This window comes from Methanocalculus chunghsingensis, from assembly GCF_018132105.1.
GTDB lineage: Archaea > Halobacteriota > Methanomicrobia > Methanomicrobiales > Methanocorpusculaceae > Methanocalculus > Methanocalculus chunghsingensis.
Window position 1 is genome coordinate 26487 of the sequence record NZ_JWHL01000002.1, and the last position, 19192, is coordinate 45678.

14 protein-coding genes are annotated in these 19192 nt (G+C 43.1%); 2 read left to right on the top strand and 12 right to left on the bottom strand.

Annotation, left to right across the window (positions count from 1 at the left end):
• Positions 1-2: 2 nt before the first annotated feature.
• The 8 genes from RJ53_RS01635 to RJ53_RS01670 all read right to left on the bottom strand — a co-directional run bounded on the left by RJ53_RS01635 (position 3) and on the right by RJ53_RS01670 (position 10681).
• Positions 3-1076, bottom strand: a complete 1074-nt coding sequence (locus tag RJ53_RS01635) for a CapA family protein (protein ID WP_211529872.1) — start codon at positions 1074-1076, stop codon at positions 3-5.
• Complete coding sequence (locus RJ53_RS01640) at positions 1076-2476, bottom strand: phenylacetate--CoA ligase family protein (RefSeq protein WP_211529873.1); 1401 nt, start codon at positions 2474-2476, stop codon at positions 1076-1078. The genes RJ53_RS01635 and RJ53_RS01640 overlap by 1 nt, the downstream gene beginning before the upstream one ends.
• A gap of 4 nt (positions 2477-2480) precedes the next feature.
• Positions 2481-4652 carry a bi-domain-containing oxidoreductase gene (locus RJ53_RS01645; protein ID WP_211529874.1) on the bottom strand — a complete coding sequence of 724 codons (2172 nt, stop codon included), beginning with the start codon at positions 4650-4652 and terminating at the stop codon, positions 2481-2483.
• A complete protein-coding gene (locus RJ53_RS01650; RefSeq protein WP_211529875.1) occupies positions 4649-5833 on the bottom strand; it encodes a prenyltransferase/squalene oxidase repeat-containing protein in 1185 nt (394 codons plus the stop codon). Before RJ53_RS01650 ends, RJ53_RS01645 begins: the two co-directional genes overlap by 4 nt.
• Positions 5823-7028, bottom strand: coding sequence for a glycosyltransferase family 4 protein (locus RJ53_RS01655; RefSeq protein ID WP_211529876.1), 1206 nt, complete (start codon positions 7026-7028; stop codon positions 5823-5825). Before RJ53_RS01655 ends, RJ53_RS01650 begins: the two co-directional genes overlap by 11 nt.
• Positions 7029-7047: 19 nt before the next feature.
• Positions 7048-8343 carry a nucleotide sugar dehydrogenase gene (locus RJ53_RS01660; protein WP_211529877.1) on the bottom strand — a complete coding sequence of 432 codons (1296 nt, stop codon included), beginning with the start codon at positions 8341-8343 and terminating at the stop codon, positions 7048-7050.
• Positions 8344-8508: 165 nt separating this feature from the next.
• Complete coding sequence (wecB, locus tag RJ53_RS01665) at positions 8509-9600, bottom strand: non-hydrolyzing UDP-N-acetylglucosamine 2-epimerase (protein ID WP_211530086.1); 1092 nt, start codon at positions 9598-9600, stop codon at positions 8509-8511.
• 1 nt (position 9601) lies between these two features.
• Positions 9602-10681: a glycosyltransferase family 2 protein gene (locus RJ53_RS01670; protein WP_211529878.1), complete on the bottom strand. Its 1080-nt coding sequence runs from the start codon at positions 10679-10681 to the stop codon at positions 9602-9604.
• A gap of 732 nt (positions 10682-11413) precedes the next feature.
• Between RJ53_RS01670 and RJ53_RS01675 the strand changes: the two genes are divergently transcribed.
• The gene (locus RJ53_RS01675) at positions 11414-12856 is read left to right on the top strand and encodes an oligosaccharide flippase family protein (protein ID WP_211529879.1); all 1443 of its coding nucleotides are present in this window, start codon (positions 11414-11416) and stop codon (positions 12854-12856) included.
• 64 nt (positions 12857-12920) lie between these two features.
• On the opposite strand, the gene RJ53_RS01680 is transcribed toward RJ53_RS01675, so the two are convergent.
• From RJ53_RS01680 to RJ53_RS11750, 4 genes are all read right to left on the bottom strand, one after another.
• Positions 12921-14657 (bottom strand): hypothetical protein, encoded by a 1737-nt coding sequence (locus RJ53_RS01680; RefSeq protein WP_211529880.1) that lies wholly within the window; start codon positions 14655-14657, stop codon positions 12921-12923.
• Between the two features lie 282 nt (positions 14658-14939).
• Entirely contained in the window at positions 14940-16676 is a 1737-nt protein-coding gene (locus RJ53_RS01685) for an asparagine synthetase B family protein (RefSeq protein ID WP_211529881.1), read from the bottom strand.
• A gap of 153 nt (positions 16677-16829) precedes the next feature.
• Positions 16830-17943 (bottom strand): IS630 family transposase gene (locus RJ53_RS01690; RefSeq protein ID WP_246495937.1). Its coding sequence is split into 2 segments (ribosomal slippage): positions 16830-17511 and positions 17510-17943, totalling 1116 coding nucleotides; the frame shifts between segments, so codons are not numbered across the junction.
• 378 nt (positions 17944-18321) lie between these two features.
• Positions 18322-18453 carry a hypothetical protein gene (locus tag RJ53_RS11750; protein WP_281412416.1) on the bottom strand — a complete coding sequence of 44 codons (132 nt, stop codon included), beginning with the start codon at positions 18451-18453 and terminating at the stop codon, positions 18322-18324.
• Positions 18454-18677: 224 nt separating this feature from the next.
• Between RJ53_RS11750 and RJ53_RS01695 the strand changes: the two genes are divergently transcribed.
• Positions 18678-19112 (top strand): hydrogenase 3 maturation endopeptidase HyCI, encoded by a 435-nt coding sequence (locus tag RJ53_RS01695; RefSeq protein WP_211529882.1) that lies wholly within the window; start codon positions 18678-18680, stop codon positions 19110-19112.
• Positions 19113-19192: the final 80 nt, after the last annotated feature.

Here is a 19192-nt window from a genome sequence, read left to right on the forward strand (position 1 = left end):
TCTCACTCCATGTTAAGTTCATCTGTTCTTCTTCTCAAAAAACCCTGATAACATTTGATACAAAATGATGTCATAAGCCATACAATACATTCGACCAGAGGTTTAAGAGTCTCATTGCCAATTCTTTTTTCATATTTTTTCATATTACCAGTTAAGTAAAGGTCAACAATCTCTTTATACCACCAAGTGGGATTTTCCAACCCATTGGTGGTGGAATCTGAGATTTGTAAGATATCCTTCCTAATATCTTCCTCTTCTCTTTCATATGCAACCTGCGAAGCAAAATTTTCATTAATTGTACATGCTATCATCGAATATTCACACACCCTTTTTATTTCAATATTTACTGACTGACTCATACTCTGATCCGGTTTCCCAAAAGGAGGTTTGTGTTCAAACGGAAAATTCCCCAATGAATATGCAATCAGATCCCCGTGATACTCTTCAATCCCCTGCAGTGCATCTGGATGGTGCCCAAGAATAACAGATGCTCCCTCATCAATAAGTCTGTGGCCAAGATCGATCTGATCCGGCGATGGATAAAGGACATGTTCAATTCCCCAGTGCAGCGATACAATAACATGGTCACAGGACTTCTTCGGCTGAGCAATATCTCTAAGAACCTCTCTTTCCTGTATCTTGTTGATTGCTATCTCCTTGGGCACTCTCCATCGCCCGGAAATATATCCAGGAAAACCCAGTTTGATATTATTCCGTTCGATGATCACCGGTCGGTTTTCATTTTTTGAATGACCACCACCGACATAGGATATCAGATTCTGTTCAAGGACATTCAGTATATCATGAAATCCCTCTACCCAGAGATCGAGAATCTGATTATTGGCAACATTGACGACATCAAAGCCTGGATCTTTGAGATAGCGTACCTTCTCTGGATCCTCATATAACACATGTGCCTTTTTCGCTCGCACAGGGCTTTGAGATAGAACCGTTTCCAGGTTTCCAAATACTATATTTCCCTCTGAGAGTGATTCTCGAACCATATAGAATGGGTCCGAGTTATCATTGGTTTTCAGCAAGATATCACCAACAGCTGTTAGGGTTATGGAGCTCATCAGGACTTCACACCATCTGATTTTTCCTCAAGGGGGATATTCTGAATAAAAAATTGATATTTTCCATTTTTTGTTTTTGGGATATCCACAACAAACTGGATATCGATATGTACATCATTCCCCATCTTTCGCTGTAGCGTTTGCAGGATAGTATCTGAGTCTCTATCAGTATAGGTTGATTTTTTTACAATATTCATTGTAACCTCTCCAATTTTCTCCTGAATAAATTGAAACTTCAGAACATTGTCAAATGTTGATGAAGGGGTACTTGCAAAGCTAAGAATTACCTTTCCTTTACTCGTCATGATATATTCGTAATCCCGACCGACAACTGTCTTAAGGCGAGAATAATGTCTCCCACATTCGCAATTCTCATTTGTCGCCATTATCGCGTGATCCTTAGTGCGATATCGGATAAAAGGAAAGCAGTAATTAGTCAGACTGGTTGCAACGACCTCCCCTTGCTCTTCAGTTTGATGAATCTGAGATCCTGTATCACTGATCAACTCAACAATACCATATTCAGAAAATATATGATATTCTGCATTATCTTCACACTCCCCGGCAAGGGTGACCTGCTCACTCATTCCATACCAGCTATATATCCGGCATTTGAAAACGCTTTCAATGAGTTCACGCTCCCAGGGATAGACTTTTTCTGATCCACAAAGAATGGCTTGTAATGTAGGGAATTTTTCTTCAATTCTATTATCCTTAATATATTGTGCTATAGTGAATATGGTCGATGGAAACGCCTGAATAAATTTGGGACGAAAAAGTCGTATTTGATGAGCATAATCTGCGATTGTATCATTGTTCATATGATATGACGAAAGAATTAACCACCGCCCGAAGAACGACTTTTCCCAATATTTCCCGTCATTTGCTGATTTGACAATATTCCCTCTCAATATGACACATTTGTCGAAGAAGCTGTATCCCACCCTGTCCCATTGGGTCTTCATAAATGCCCATTCTTTTGCACGGGATACTCCCTTTTCATAATAAAAACCGAGGGGATTACCTGTTGTTCCACCGCTTGTAACATATTCAAATGCTTCTTCAGGATAATTTCTGGCTTTTAACTCCTCTCTGTTATTTTGGACAATATCTTTGGTCAGGTAGGGGAGCATCTGGAGATCAGCAAGACTCCGGATGTCTTCGGGCTTGAGCTGTCGCTCATCAAATACCCTTCGATAATAAGGAACATTCTCATATGCATGATGAAGAAGGTTTTGTAATTGGCCCAATTGATATGCTTCAAGCTCTTCTTTGCTCCACCACTGGGATTTTTTTAAAAATCTATAGGTCTTCCGGAAGACACCATAATAACGCAATAGTGACAGAATCTTGAGAGTGAGTGAGTTGGATTGATAGAACGTATCTAACAAGGGAGCCATGTTATCAGATACCTGTCTCTCTCTCTATCGCTGTCATCCCGGGCTCATTCAGCCCAACCGGGATCGACACACCCTTCTCCACCGATTCCCATGCCTTAAACGTAAGCATTGTCGAGAACAATGACGGTAGAACATCATCTCTCTCTCCACTGACAAACCTCTCCAGCTCCTCAAAGAACCCTTTATCCTGCGACAGCCACCGCTTTGTCTTCTTCTCCTTTCCATCCCTCACCAGCCGTAGCTCCCGGAAGTCGGTCAGGACGCCAACCGATCCATCGCAGAAGACCTCAACCTGCTCCTTGGAATACGCTTTGTCACCGAGTGTGGTATAGGTGATGGTTCCGATTGATCCATCATCCAGCGAGATAACGATCTGAAGATTGGAGAACCGGTTGATCGACCCCCCGGGCAGCACCGACTTTGCATACACCTCTATGGGCCGTGCGCCGGACAGACAGAGGATATAATCGATGAAGTGGCAGCATTCGGAGATGAGCATCCCGCCCCCCTGCTCAGCATCATTGACCCAGAGATCCGGGGGGATGGGACCGGCATTCACCCGGTAGTGGATAACCATCGGTGAGCTCCGCTCTTTGAAGAACTCTGTCAGCTGCATGGTGAGCGGGGAGTACCGCCGGTTAAACCCTACCTGCAGCTGTCCCCCGCACTCCTTCCAGACACTGGCGACCTTCTCAAGGTCTTCCATAGTGGTGGCAAGGGGCTTCTCAACAAAGACCCGCTTTCCTGCACGCATCGCCTCGATGGCCATCTCTGCATGGAGATCATTTCGTGTTGAGATGATCACCGCATCTGTCTTCTCATCCTGTAAAATTTCACGATAATCAGTTGTGCAGTACTCAAATCCATATTTTTTTGCCACAGAGGTTCCGCTCAGGCCGGTTGCGGTCGCAAGACCGGTGAGTTGGACCGGTAATTTGGAGAAATGCGGGAAAAGTGCACTTAGAGCCTGGATGCCCGCCCCGATACAGCCGAGGCGAACCACGCCTTCAGCCGGAGCCTTCTTTTCGGCACCCTGAGCAATATGTACAACAGATGCAGACTTCCTTTCACTGTCTCCATCATATCTGAGGACAACACCGATGAACGGCTCTCTCCGCTTCTCGATGAGATCATAAGCAGAGACGGCATCATCACCTGAGAACTCATGGGTGATCAGGCGATCGAGGGTGATCTTTCCTTCTGCAAGAAGCCCAAGGAACGACTCCATATTTCGCCTCTCGGTCCAGCGGATTGCAATCGGATAGTCGATCCCCTTCTCTTCATACTGCCGATCATATCGCCCGGGACCATAGGATCTGGAGACGACAAACTCAGCTTCTTTATCATAGTACTTCTCACGGGGAAGCTCCATCCCGACCATGCCGACGGCAACGACCCTCCCCTGCTGCCGGACGAGATCACCGGCAAGCTCGACCGGACCGTTTGACTTCGTCGCCGCTGTGATGATGACCGCATCGGCACCAAAGGGGGAGAACGCCTCCATCTTCCCGGTGAGATTATCATAATTCGTGGCAACATCTGCTCCAAGATCGGTTGCCAGCGCAATCTTCTTCTGATCAACATCGATGGCGAAGACCCGACATCCCGCGGCCTTCAGAATCTGAACGGTCAGTAATCCAATCAGCCCGAGGCCGATCACAACGGTGGCGTCACCGACCTGGACCCGGGCGTTCCTGACCCCCTGCATCGCAATGGCACCGACGGTTGTGAAGCTGGCGTCGCGGAGGGAGACGGAATCCGGAACCCTGATACAGAGGTTCTTTGGGATGTAGTTCATCTCTGCATGATTTGCGTATCCTGCCCCGGCACATGCCACTCTGTCTCCGATTGAAAAATCGCTTACATTCGTCTGAGTGACAATCCCTGCACAACTGTAGCCGAGGGGCTCAGGCTTGGCAAGCCTGCTCATCGCCTGCTGGTACCCCGTAAGCACCCCATCCGTTTTCATCTTTGCAATCACTTTATTTGCAAGATCCGGTCGTTCACGGGCTTTACCGAGGAGTGATTTGCCGGCCAGGCTGAGGAGTGCGCCTTCGGTCCCTGCACTTATCAGGGAGTATGCAGTCTCGACCATGACACCATTCTTCAGTACCGGGAGGGGAACATCTTCTATACACACTTCACCATTCTGTAGATCCAGGAGCAACTGTTTCATTTATTTCCTCCATGTGATATTGTATAACTCAAACAATCCAGCACCTCTGATGTCATGAAGAGATCCGGGTAATTATTTGATGCCTCGATCGTTGATGCTTTGATCCCAAGGAGAGAGCAGAGGATATGAAATACCGTCGGATCGACCTGATACGAAAACCTTCTCCTGGCAATCTCCCTGTACATTCCATATCCGATACGAAACACCTGTTCCTTCAGCGGAAAGTCACCAATCCTTGATGTTCTGAGGGAAGTTAGAGGGGATAATGATCCCCATGATCCCCCTTCCCAGCGGAGCATGATCCCATTGATATTCTTTGTAAGCTCCTCTAATGAACCCTCTGCACTCTTCAGATATTTTGAATCATGCTCTGCTGCATGCAGAAAAGAGGCGTATGCGAACGCCTGTGCCCCACTCAGGTAATAGGCAAACAGAAGACCGCTTGAAGACCAGTCAAAGGATCCGTCATCCCGTTGTTGTGAGGCGAGCCAGTCTGCACCTTTCATCAGGCTGTCATTAATCCAATCTTTTCCCAGGACGGCGTTGATCTTTGCCAGATAATACATCGTCACTCCCTGATAGTGAATGCATGGGATATCAAGCGCATGGGGATAACTGCCCTTGTCACTGGTATAAGGGTACGATCCATCCTGAGCCTGGTACTGGCATATCCGCTCTGCAGCCCGATGAGCTGCATCAAGGGATATCTGATCTGAAAAGAGGTTGCCATAAGCTGCGAGAAACGCTCCGCATGATGCATCAACATTAAGATGATCGGCGGTATATTGGGCAGATTTCAGGAAGAGTCCCGGGGCTCTCTCCTGTGAAAGCACATACCCTCGTGCTCTCTTTAGTGATGCATCCATACGTACATGATTATATGCCAGAATGAGAGCTTCCCCGATGAAAGAGGTGATCAATGCCGATGGCTGGTTATATTGAGGATGAATCTCATTCCAAGAACCATCAGGGTTCTGATGGTCTGTAATATAACGGATTAATCCAGGGACATGATCCAGATCTCCCATCCGGATCAGTGTCTTGCAGATCTCAGCATTCACCCTGTTTCGAACAATATCAAAGATTGGATCGGTAAAGTATGCCTGGTCCTCCTGAATAACCAGATGTTTTTTTGTCTCATCCAGAAGCCCGGTAAGGACCTCCTCCACATCAACTGGCATCTGCCACCTCATCCAGGTATATCTTCAGCTTTCCTGCAATTGCCCTGCGGTCATAATGCTTCATAACGTATGCACGTCCGGATTTTCCCATCTCCTCCATCTTCTGAGGATCATTGATCAGACCGAGGATCGCTTCAGCAATGGCTTGGGGTGTATTTTCTGCAATAACGCCGGCACCGGAATCCTGCGCAATTGATTCTATCTCCCCTCTGCCACACCCAAGGAATGGAATGCCACATGCCATGTATTCATAGGCTTTTGTTGGTGCAGCATACTCAAGTGTTTCAAGATTTTTAAGTGGTGCAAGACCAATCCGGCTCTCAGAGAGGAGCGATGGAACCATCTCTCTCTCCACAAGCCCTGTGAACGAGACATAGTCGGTCAGCCCCTCCGTTTCGACCAGCTTCATCAGCTGACTTCTGATATCGCCATCACCAACGATACAAAGACCGATATCTCTCTTCCGGAGGATTATTTTCAGTGAAAGAATCACATTCTCCAGATCCTGTGCATGCCCGATATTTCCAGCATAGATTAACCGATCGATCTTCGATCCATTGGTTGGTTTAAAAAAACTGGTATCAACGCCATTTGGGAGCCATCGAATCTTCTTCTGGATGGAAGGTTCGGGAGAGAGACGTCTCCCGAGTTCATCTGTTGTCACCATGATCCTGTCTGCTGATTGCAGGGCATTATGTTCCAGTCCCCTGGATAATCGCTCATAGAGGCTTCCTCTCCGTAGGAAACCCAGGCTGATGGAGGCATCAATCCAGAGATCGCGGACCTCAACTATCCATGGTTTCCGAAATATCGTCTTTGCAAATTTTCCGGTGATATGGGTAAAGAGGGGGGGAGCTGAGGTGATAATCGCATCATAGGATCGGGGATGTAGAGAGATCCAGAGCGTAGCATGAAGAGGAAAGAGGAGGTAGTATGCCATCCTGCTCAGGAAACCCGGATCATGTGATGATGGCTGCCATGTCCAGAGGTTAATCGATTGAATGCCGTCAACAGTTCTCTTTCGCGACAGTCGCCAGGTTTTGGGAAAAGACCCTGTGGGAAATGTCGGGTGGGGGGACATCACAGTAACATCCACTCCCATATTCTGTAGATGAAATGCCATATCACGAATACGGGATGCGTTTCCTGACTTCTCAGGGGGAAAATGTTGCGATATGATTAGGACTCTCTTCATGTTTCTCCTCTCTGTCACGTCATGGTCGTTCTTCAGAGGATACTCTTTCGAGTAAGCTATGATCCAAAAACTGCTCCCTCCCATCTCCCATCAGTTTTACATAATATCCCGCACTCCTCCACCTCTGGTGATCGAGAAGATTTCGGGTATCAACGATATTTTTTCTCCTCATCAGAAGCGTTGCAGGATCAATCTCCTTAAACTGATCGTGATCTGTTATCAGGATGATGCAGTCACTCCCCTCCAGCGCTTCATGCATCGGGGAGAGGTCATATGCAAACTCTTTTACGAGTGGATCAAAACACTTCACCTGGTACCCTTCGTTAAGAGCAAGCTGGATGAATTTTAACGCCGGGGTTTCACGACAGTCATCAATATTCCCTTTATAGCTCACACCAAAGACCGTGATAACAGGCTCCCTGACACCCTTTAGGATGGAACGAACATGCTGGATGACATAGTTTGGCATTGTCTCATTGATGTCCCGTGAAAGCTGAATCATACCGGTATTCGTTGAGTTCTCTGTAAGGAACCAGGGGTCAACTGCGATACAATGACCCCCGACACCCGGACCTGGCTTGAGAAGATTGACACGGGGGTGCCTGTTTGCAAGCTCGGTCACATCCCAGATATTAATCCCATAATCTTCTGCGATCTGGGCCAGTTCGTTGGCCAGGGCGATATTCACATCCCGGAAGGTGTTCTCAACAAGTTTCACAAATTCAGCAGTTTTGGCATCCGTTGTGTAGATCTTCCCCCGAACATATGATGAATAGATCTTCTCTGCCGCAATAATCGACTCTTGTGTGACTCCTCCGATTATTCGGTCATTGTACATCATCTCATGAAGGGTATTCCCGGGAATTGCACGCTCAGGGCAGTGTGCGTACAGGAATTCTCCTGCCTTGAGGCCACTCTTTTCAAGGATGGGGATGATGACCCGCTCGCTGGCTCTTGGGGGTACTGTCGATTCAAGGATCACCAGATTCCCCTTTTTCAGGTGGGGGAAGATCATCGTGGCTGCTGATCGGACATACCTGAGATCAGAGATTCGAAGATGCGTATCAAGGGGGGTTGGGACGGCAATAAGGTAGACATCTGCTTCAGGTACCGTTCCCTGTGCAGAAAAGCGCGATCTTCCCTCCTCGAAAAGTTCGTTAAGGCCCGGCTCCATGATATGGGGAACTCCACTATTCAGGCTATCGAGAACTTTTTGATTGATATCTACACCAATTACAATATGGCCGTTTGCTGCTAACAGAAGGGAGGTTGGAAATCCGATGTATCCAAGTCCGAGTACGCATATTGTTGCCATAACAAATCACCATCAATTTTAATATTATAATTATACCATTTTATATATTAATTTTTGTAATTTTTATAAATAATTAAATTTTTTGAAGGTACCCACTTTCTGATTTACGTACAAATGGTATTAATGAATATCCTGAAAATTTGAATAATACTCATGGCCAGCTACCTAATGATTGGCATTACGGGGTGGAAGGCCGTTACATAACGTAATAATTGTCTTCCCTGCCCTCCCATCTCCATATGGATTTGACCATGTAGCTGTACGAGAAATCATCTCACGAGATGATGAGAGAATTTTGTCCCTGTCAGTACCTGCGAGCATATTTGCTCCAACCCTTATGGTCTCCGGCCTTTCAGTGTTCTCACGCAGGGTGACACATGGCACGCCAAGAATACAACTCTCCTCCTGAACGCCCCCTGAGTCGGTCAGGACCAGACGGGCCTTTGACTCAAGCTGGAGGAAGTCGAGGAAGCCAACAGGTGGCATAACGATGGTTCCCTCCAGTGACATTTTGAATTGCTGAATCATCTTCTGTGTTCGTGGATGCATGGGGAAGATGACTGGAAATGATAATTCATTGTGAATATTTTCAAAAGCATTAATTATATTTCGAAGCTTTTCATAGGAATCGACATTCTCCTGGCGATGCGAGGTTGCAAGGAAGAATTCTTTTGGTTTCACTCCTATATCATCTAAAACTTTTGACCGTGTCTGGGATATTTTCTGGTTCTGGAGGATTGCATCAACGATGGTATTTCCGGTTAAACATATCTTTCTCTCTTCGATCCCTTCATTCAGAAGGTATTGACGTGCCGTCTCAGTAGGGGCAAAGAGATAGTCGGATATATGATCTGTAACAACCCGGTTAATCTCCTCGGGCATTGTTCGGTCAAAACTCCGAAGTCCCGCCTCCACGTGCCCAACTCGTATGTTTAATTTCGAAGCGGCAAGTGCACCTGCAAGCACAGTATTTGTATCACCCTGTACAAGAACCGTATCTGGCTGTTCATCGATCAGTATCTTCTCAATACCTGTCATTATCCGACATGTCTGATCGGCATGACTAGCCGAGCCAACATCCAGATTAAAGTGTGGTTCGGGCAGTTCAAGTTCTTCAAAGAAGTTCCTGTCCATTTCATATGAGTAATGCTGCCCGGTATGAAGGATGAAATAGTCAAGGCCCTTCCGCTCACATTCCCTTATAACCGGAGACATCTTAATTATCTCCGGCCGGGTTCCAAGAATTATCCCTATCATTTCAGACACCTCCTCTCTTATTTCCATCTTTCATGAGGATAACAAGTGAATTCAATATCAGGCCACACACGAGTAATAACAATCCCAGTGTCAGCAATGCTATGCCCCCGGTAAATAAAATGTAATTAAATTGCCCAATCCCGACAAACGTTGAGAATGTATAGATCTCCATAAGAAAACCAACAGTGAAGAAAGCAAAACCCGGAACCCCAAATGATAACAGCGGGCGACGGTATCCAATCATCCCGACCAGTCTGGTAAAGACTCCGAGTCCATGAGCCAGTGGGTTCATCTTATGCTTATGGGGGACATCATACCTCACATGAATAGGAACTTCAGTAATTTTCAATTTGCAATCCGAGAAGTGTGACAGCATATCAGATTCAAGATTATAACCTTCAGAGCTGAAAGTGAGGTGATCAAGAGCATATTTATTGAGTGCACGGAAACCCGATTGTGAGTCAGTGGTTTTGAAGTTGCAGGTAGCATTCGTAAATCCATTGAGAATCTTCTGGCCTGCAATCCGATAGGTCGGTATCTTGGCCTCGATATTGAGGAATCGCGATCCGATGACAACGTCAGCCTCTCCAGATAACACTGGTGCAGACACGGCCGGAATATCATGAGGATTGTGCTGCCCATCACCATCGAACATCACAACCACCGAGTAGCCGAGCATCTTTGCCCGCTTAAATCCCGCCATCATTGCATGAGCCTTACCGACATTCTCTGGCATATCAACCACCTCAGCACCAGAAAGTCGGGCTATTTCAGCTGTCTCATCGGTTGATCCATCGTTGATGACTATAACATGGTCAACATATTTTCGCGTCTGAAGCACAACGCTTCCGATTACAAGTGATTCATTAAATGCCGGAATTAGAGCGGCTATTTGTTCATTGGATTGAACGGGATATTTCGCTTCGTCGGAGTTTTTCGGATTTTTTTGGTTAATTGATATAGTCCGGGATTTTCCGGTCGTAGCTTCCCATTGTTTAAAATATATGGATGAATAGTCACGAAACCTGGATCGACTCTCTCCACCACTTCTTCGTTGGATTTTTCCTGCTGGTTGAACCATCTGTATCACCTGTAAGAGTTTACTGCAATACTCTCTATCTACATTCTAACGTATAAATATATTTGATTATATATTATTGTAGAGAAAAAAATTTGTGATTTGATTTAGAATTTTCTAAAGAATATATGAGCTATAAATTCGCATTATTGTATATATATTATATTAATTATATTTAATTATATTTATTTAATAATTTTTCTATATGATGAAGAAGAAGCATAAAATGCTTTTACCTGCCAATGATCTCATCAGACTACATGATGTTAAAAGTGGTGAGAGAATTCATCTCTTGCATAGACTTCATTTACATTATTTACCAAAATTTAGATGACCAAATTGATCATACGTGTGCAATTTTCCGATTTAACCTCTGCGCTCTTTAAATGAGTTTATTTTGTAATTTAGGATGAATTCTAAGGTATTTTAAGGGCACGTGTTCATTATCTTACAGGTGTTTCAGGGAAACCATGGGCGGGCTAAATCAGAGTGGCACTGATGGTTTATCTATGGGTGCATGATCAGGATCTGCTTTGATGATACTGGCATCCACAAGGATATTATTCGGGATTGTCTATTCCTTCTGATCGATTTGCTGCCGGAATTGAGCCCGGATCTATTTCAGATGGATTTTTTAGTGAACTATTATATTACTTTGATGGCTTTATTGTATCATAAAAATCAATATGAAAAATTATTAATAATAATAATTCTATAACATTTTAATATATTAATATGTCACGGTTCATCACCAATGTATTGAAGCTCTTATCTGGGAGTGTCCTTGCCCAGATACTGGGTATTTTACTCATCCCTATAATAACCAGATTATATTCTCCCGGGGATTATGGTGTTTTTCAGCTATTTATATCAATATCCAGCATCATTGCAGTTATGTCCTGTCTATCCTATCAACTGGCAATTGTTTTACCCAAAAAAGATGAAGATTCGGTTAATATTATTGCTTTGTGTTTTGTTCTTATCCTTGGAACCTCACTTATTACCGGGGTTGTATTCATCCTCTTCTCCGATTTCGTTGGAAATATGCTAAAAACTCCTGTTCTCTCTCAGTACCTCGTTTTTTTACCTATTGTTATTTTATTAAATGGCATTTTTTTAGTTTTGAATAATTGGATGATACGAAGAACCCAGTTTTCCGGTGTCGCGACTGCTCAGGTGACTAATTCATTCATAACCAAACTAGTTCAGATTGGTGCCGGAATCAATGCTGTTTCTGCTTTTGGATTGATCGCCGGACATATCGCCGGCCTTTTAGCTGCTCTATTTATAATGGCTCGCCAGATGCTAGTAGACTCTTCGTTACTATTGAAATACAGTCTCTCTGAAATGAAAGAAATGGCTATCAGATATAAGAGATTCCCTCTTTTTACGACATGGGCAACTCTGGCCAATACCCTCTCCACCAGGGTTGCCCCTCTTTTGTTAGCTATATTCTTTGGTCCGACGATAGTTGGACACTATGCTATTGCTTTCATGGTTATTGGCATGCCTATGGGTCTTATTGGAACTGCCGCATCCCAGGTCTTCTTCCAGAAAATATCTGAAGTTAAGAACCTATCAGGGAATTTTAAGGTCACTGTGGAGCAGATGCATAAACGACTGATTTCGATTGGTATATTTCCTTTTTTGGTTGTAATGATTATTGGAGAAGAGCTTTTTGCATTTATGCTTGGGGCTGAATGGTCTGTAGCGGGACAATATGCCCAGATTCTCGCACCTTGGATATTTCTCGTTTTTATTAGTGCACCACTCTCCACTGTTTTACTTGTACTGGAAAAACAGACTGTTTCTTTAGCTTTCAATCTGGTAATCCTTGTATCACGTATTATCATTCTCCTGGTAGGGGGTTTATTTTTCAATCCAATAGTAACTCTGATACTGTTCTCAATAACTGGAGTGCTATTTATCGGATTTATGAACTTTTATACACTTTCGATATCTGGTGTATGCTATATTGAAACTTTAAAGGATCTTTTCACATATTTGGCACTTGCTTTTGTTATCGCCTCCCCTATAATTATAATAAAAATTTTCATAGTCAATATTTTCATTATATTTTTAATAACTGGAGTAATTATGTTAACATATTATGTGGTTGTAATTTATATGGATCCATTGTTAAAAAAAGAAATAGGACTCATTCTCAAGAGAAAATAATGATGATCCAATAATTTTATGATATTAGTTGTTCGCGTCTCGTGAAAAGAATGAGTTGAAAAAGTTATTTTCCTTCTAACAATTTCAAAGCACGAATAAGTGTCAATACCTGTGCTTTTTCAAAAATGGTTCCATTTTCAAATAAAACATGAACATCCTGAGAAAGAGCGGGGTACATCTTAATTGTGTATATATCCCGCTCATAACTCGCGCCCATCCCTTCCCGAAGTTTAGGATTGGTACTCCCCCAGTATTGAGCAGGATTCATACTATAATTGCTTCTCGTGTTTAAACGTCTCATTAAAGCCCTTCCAAGTCCATATTTGTTTAAAATAAACATCGGATATTTTGGGGGAAGGCCATACTTTTCCCATGGATACTCTGAAAATTCTGGAATATATTTATTTATCAGTTTTAAATATAGATTCCCATCGTATCGTCTCTTCGGGTCAATCCTCATCAAATAATCTATGAAGTCAATGTAAAGGAATGGAGATGCATATTCGGTAAACTGTTCGATGGCTCGAAATCCATTAAATATACAATTAATATCTCTGTGGTAAAAAGAAAAAATTTCTTCGTTCTCATATTTTTCCCGTATATCATATTTATAAAAATTTATATTTTTTAGGAGTTTTTTAGAATATGCTATATGGTTTAATGACCCTTCTGTTATTTCACGGTGGACTTCCTTTGTAAGATGTACCCCTTTGAGATATGCTCCCGAGATTCCTGTATGAATAAGCCCATAATTCTGAAACGATAATTTTTTTAGAACATTATATAGATGTGCTGACCCTGCGTAAAAAATTTGACCACTATTTGATGCAATGATCTCATCAACATTCTCAATAAGATAGTTGCCATGATCCAGAGAGAAAAAGAGATACTCCAAACCTTTTTCCGAGCATATCTGCTTGGCAATACGATCATCATCATAATCACTTTGCGAGAAGCAAAAGCAGAGTATGGGATCAAAACCAAGCTTTTTTGCGTATCCTACATTTGTTCGTGAATCAAGTCCGCCACTCAGGGTTGCAATATGCAGATAATTATACTCCTGATCCTTTCTGTACTCCATTCGAATGGCTTCTGAGAATCTGCGGTCAAGCTCTGCCAGAATAGTGTCATCATCCTCATCAATATATGGAGTACTTTTGATCCTATAATATTCCATTAAAGAGATAGTGCCATTTTTAAAATTGAGAACATTGCCTGGTGGAAGTTTGTGAATCTCCTGAAAGAGCGTTGTATTCTCAAGCATGTATCCGAGGGAGAGAAGACTGTATGCCCCGTCCTGGTCAATGGTCAGGGGTAAGCCGAGATATCTCATTCCATATATAATAGGGGCAATCTCCGACCCAAATAGAAGGGTTCCTGATGCATTATCAAAGGAATAGTACACCGGTTTTGATGCGATATGATCAGTAAATAAAAGAAGAGTATTCTCCTTTTCATTATGTATATAGCCTGAGAAATTTCCTCGAAGCTGATTGACAAATTGCCAACCATACTTTTTCTCCATCAGATTAATAAGATCTCCATAGGACTGTGCATTATATTTATGGAGTAAATCCTGGAGATTAAACGTAATTCCATCTACACAAATAAGCTTCCCTTCCTTTTTAGAGAAGGTTTTGTCATTTGAGAATTTATCAAGAGAACACCGGCCGAAGAGACCGTGTGCATAGGAACTGCAATCTATTAAGTACGATACTTCTTTGATTTGTTGCATCTTCTGCCCAATATTTGGGTTATCCCGTGACGAATTCTCTGATATTACCCCCCATATTCCTGGCATACTGTTACCCCGTAATTAATTTTTTAATTTTTAAATTAATAAATCAAAATATATAAAGTATCGTTTTTTTATGGGTTTAGAAACTTTTCTCAACATCCCCATCCGCATGTCCTCTTTCACAAATAGTATTTATCATACTCTTTCCCGTCTCAACCACAGTTTCTCATCCACTGTCGCTTGTGTGGAAAGGGATCTGCTTTGAAGATGATACCACAATGTCCAGTTGACATTTGCTCAGGAATCAGGAAGTTTGGCGATCAGAAATATGGAGAAGAGTCAAAATTATTTTCCTTCTAATAACTCCAAACCACGAATAAGTGTCAATACCTGTGTTTTCTCAATGAACGTCCCATTTTCAAATAGAGTATGAACATCCTGAGACAGGGGGGGGTACATATCAATTATCGATATATCCTGCTCATAACTTGCTACAATTGCGTCTCGAAGTTTTGGATTGTTATCCCACCAGTATTGAGCCGGATTCATACTATTATTGCATCCAGTATTGAAGCGTCTCATTAACGCCCTTCCCATTCTATAATTATTTAAAATAAGCTTTGGATATTTTGGGGCGAGACCATACCTTTCCCATGGGTACTCTGAAAATTCAGGAATATATCGGTTTATCCAATTTAAATATAGATTCTCACCGTATCGTCTCTTCGGGTTGATTCTCATCACGTAATCCAGAAAATCATGATAGAGAAATGGGGATGCGTATTCGGTAAATTGTTCGATTGCTCTAAATCCATTCCATACACAGTTTATCGCTCTCTGATAAAACATAAATATTTCATCATTTTCATTTAATTCATTTATTTCTTTATACGATATGTTAACTTTTCCAAGGAGAGTCTTTGAATATGTGATATGATTAAGCGATTCTTCATTTATTTCTCCATGGAAGCCATGTGAGAGGCTTGTTCCTTTTAGGGGCTCCCCTGCGATTCCGGTATGGACAAGCCCATAATTCTTAAACGATATTTTTTTTAGAACATTATACAGATGTGCAGATCCCGCGTAAAAAATTTGGCCACTATTTGATCCAATGATCTCATCAATATTCTCAAGAAGATAGTTACCATGATCCAGAGAGAAAAAGAGATACTCCAAACCTTTTTCCGAGCATATCCGCTTGGCAATACGATCATCATCATAATCACTTTGCGAGAAGCAAAAGCAGAGGATGGAATCAAAACCAAGTTTCTTGGCATATCCTACATTTGTTCGTGAATCAAGTCCACCACTCAGGGTTGCAATATGCTGATAATTATATTCCAGGTCCTTTCTGTACTCCATTCGAATGGCTTCTCTGAATCTGCAGTCAAGCTCTGCCAGAATAGTGTCATCATCCTCGTCGATATATGGAGTGCTTTTGATCCGATAATATTCCATTAAAGAGATAGTACCATTTTTAAAATTGAGAACATTGCCTGGTGGGAGCTTGTGAATCTCCTGAAAGAGGGTGGTGTCCTCAAGCATATATCCAAGGGAGAGAAGACTGTATGCCCCGTCTTGATCAACGGTGACGGATAAGCCCATTTTTTTCATACCATAAATAATAGGGGCAATCTCAGATCCAAATAGAAGGGTTCCGGATGCTTTATCAAAGGAATAGTACACCGGTTTTGATGCGATATGATCGGTAAATAGAAGAAGAGTATTCTCCGTTTCATTATGTATATAGCCCGAGAAATTTCCTCGGAGCCGATTGACAAATTGCCAACCATACTTTTTCTCCATCAGATTAATAAGATCTCCATAGGACTGTGCATTATATTTATGGAGTAAATCCTGGAGATTAAACGTAATTCCATCTACACAAATAAGCTTCCCTTCCTTATTAGAGAAGGTTTTGTCATTTGAGAATTTATCAAGAGAACACCGGCCGAAGAGACCGTGTGCATAGGAACTGCAATCTATTAAGTACGATACTTCTTTGATTTTTTGCATCTTCTGCCCAATATTTGGGTAATCCCGTGACGAATTCTCTGATATAACTCCCCATATTCCTGGCATATTGTTACCCCCGTAATTAATTTTTTAATTTTTAAATTAATAAATTAAAATATATAAAGTATCGCATTTTTATGTGTTGAGGTGAGAACCTTTTCCTGACATCCTCCATCCCTTTGAAAAATACGTAGTGTCACGTCAAACTTCAAACGTCGTTTAAAGGCGAGATAGCTTCACTCGTGCATCCTCAGTAGTGAATTGCCAGTTTATCCGACTATCTTTGTTATTTCGGGATTCTTCCCACGCTTTAACCTCTCTCCGGACAACCTCAATACTATCCATCCTACGGTCAAGGCACTGACTGGTCAGAACGCTCAGCTCTATTTCTGTTATATTTAGCCAACTTTCATGTTTTGGCGTATAGACAAACTCAAACTGATTCCAGAGACTCTTGGCCAGTTCGGGAGCGAAGGTCTCATAAAGTGATCCAGGTCCCTGCGTATTCAGATTATCCATAACCAGAGTAATTGTATCTGCATCTTCATATTGGGCAGCAATATCACGCAGAAATTCGGCACAATCCTGCTTGGTTTTTCGATGAGTTATTTTTACCAATCGTTTCCCGGCAAGAGGTTCACATGCGATGAAAATATTACATGTGCCACAACGGCGGTACTCATAATCATGTCTTGCGGGATATCCTGGTGTACAGGGTATTGAGTCTCGAGTTTCAGGAATGAGTTGTTTTGGGGATTCATCCATGCAAACAACTGGATGTTGTGGATCGAAGGGTCGCTTATGCACATCCAGAACCCGTTCCATCTGAGCAACGAAATTAATGTTCTGGTTAGGAGGTATTACCCACGCCTGATTTCGCCATGGTTTGAGCTCGTTTTTTTAAAACCTGACGAACGGCTTCATGAGATATTGTGTCAACGTACTCGAGTTCAACCATTTTATCTGCCAGCAATCGAAGTGACCACCGAGAGTAGCCCTCTGGCGGTTCACTGCAACTCAGGGCAATTAATCTGGCTTCGAAATCACCGTCGGTCTTTTTGTCATAGATCCTATCTGATTTTTTCTTTGTCAGTGCCTCATCAAGACCTTCCAGAACAAATCTGCTTTTCACACGGTCGATTTTTCTCATACTGATATTCAAAACGCGAGATATTTCTTCATTTGTTGAACGCTGTGCCTGATGCTCGCCCTCATCACATGCAAGAAGGATGAGGGCATTCAGAACTGCTTGAGATGAATGTTTACCTTTAGAGGAGAGGGCTTCAAGGGTATCACGTTCTTCCTTGGTGAGAGTCACAACATATTTTCTCATTGCATATTATACTACATCTACCATATAATAAAGTTACGACATTTATGGATTTACATGACAGCAGTCATAAATCCGGATTACTGCCTCTTATTATTTCATTAACTACCTTTCGATGATTAATATAAAAATAATATCGTGGCAGTATTTTCACAGTTTGAATGGAATATCGCGATCTTCTCTGTGCTCTGGATCCTTCAAAAAAGGGGATATGCGGCCTGAATGCTGTTTATGAAATATTAACTGAATCAGGGAACAGTTACTTTTGACAGAATAAGGATCACTACAACATTTGATGATGCTAACAGGGGCCACAGGGATACAAGATTAAAATGATGCGTAATCCCATGCATTTTCAAATAAAAGACGGAGGGGAGGATCTTATCTCCTGCTCTCTTTCTTTCCTCCTTTCATATCCTTGGATTTCTTTTCAGGTGCCGGAGTCTTCTCCTTCTTGCCAGGTGCTTCAAATGCCATGAGGCGTTTCACCTCCCTCCCGATCATCCGGGACAATTGATACGTCTGTGGATCAGCTTATGAATCTGCCGTACACTTTCGATCCTCCTCCTAAATTAACCCGCAAAATGAAGATTTATTCCTCTATAACGCCTTCTCCATCCGGCGCGCAACTAATGAGCCGGAGGGAGCTGTTTTAAGGCCCCCCTCCCTCAGACAACCGTCCAGGTACCCCCTCCTGCCGCAGGTTCTTGTAGTCCTGGGCACCAACAGGTTCTGTAATGATGCTCATCCTTGGTGTCGGAAACACCCTTCTTTCAGATGATGGTGCCGGCTGTTATATTGCAGAGGCGATCGCAGACATCCACCCTGCCTACAACGGGGGCACTGCACCGGAGAACTTCACCGCCCCGATCCGCCGTGCCGCCCCCTCACTCCTGGTCATCATTGATGCGGCAGAGATGGGCCTTCCTGCAGGCAGCATCCGGATCATCCCCCCGGAGAAGATCGATGATACGAGCATCGGCACCCATATGCTCCCGCTCTCGCACCTGATCACCTATCTCTCCCCCGACATCCCCGAGATCCTCTTCATCGGGATTGAGCCTGCAACGATCCAACCGGGCGTCGGCCTCTCTCCGGTTGTACAGGAGGCTGCTGATCGGCTCCTTGACCTGTTACAGATGGGGGAGATCCGAATGGTGGAGCGGTTGTAGCCTGGATAGATCCTGTGGGGATGGTCCTCCATACGCAACAGGAGTACAGACAGAATAGAGTGGCTGCTGTTGGGACAGGG

Excerpts from the sequence above, each read along its gene's own strand:
- RJ53_RS01635 (WP_211529872.1), bottom strand. The coding sequence starts at position 1,076 with ATGAGCTCCATAACCCTAACAGCTGTTGGTGATATCTTGCTGAAAACC.
- RJ53_RS01640 (WP_211529873.1), bottom strand. The coding sequence starts at position 2,476 with ATGGCTCCCTTGTTAGATACGTTCTATCAATCCAACTCACTCACTCTC.
- RJ53_RS01645 (WP_211529874.1), bottom strand. The coding sequence starts at position 4,652 with ATGAAACAGTTGCTCCTGGATCTACAGAATGGTGAAGTGTGTATAGAA.
- RJ53_RS01650 (WP_211529875.1), bottom strand. The coding sequence starts at position 5,833 with ATGCCAGTTGATGTGGAGGAGGTCCTTACCGGGCTTCTGGATGAGACA.
- RJ53_RS01655 (WP_211529876.1), bottom strand. The coding sequence starts at position 7,028 with ATGAAGAGAGTCCTAATCATATCGCAACATTTTCCCCCTGAGAAGTCA.
- RJ53_RS01660 (WP_211529877.1), bottom strand. The coding sequence starts at position 8,343 with ATGGCAACAATATGCGTACTCGGACTTGGATACATCGGATTTCCAACC.
- wecB (WP_211530086.1), bottom strand. The coding sequence starts at position 9,600 with ATGATAGGGATAATTCTTGGAACCCGGCCGGAGATAATTAAGATGTCT.
- RJ53_RS01670 (WP_211529878.1), bottom strand. The coding sequence starts at position 10,681 with ATGGTTCAACCAGCAGGAAAAATCCAACGAAGAAGTGGTGGAGAGAGT.
- RJ53_RS01675 (WP_211529879.1), top strand. The coding sequence starts at position 11,414 with ATGTCACGGTTCATCACCAATGTATTGAAGCTCTTATCTGGGAGTGTC.
- RJ53_RS01680 (WP_211529880.1), bottom strand. The coding sequence starts at position 14,657 with ATGCCAGGAATATGGGGGGTAATATCAGAGAATTCGTCACGGGATAAC.
- RJ53_RS01685 (WP_211529881.1), bottom strand. The coding sequence starts at position 16,676 with ATGCCAGGAATATGGGGAGTTATATCAGAGAATTCGTCACGGGATTAC.
- RJ53_RS01695 (WP_211529882.1), top strand. The coding sequence starts at position 18,678 with ATGATGCTCATCCTTGGTGTCGGAAACACCCTTCTTTCAGATGATGGT.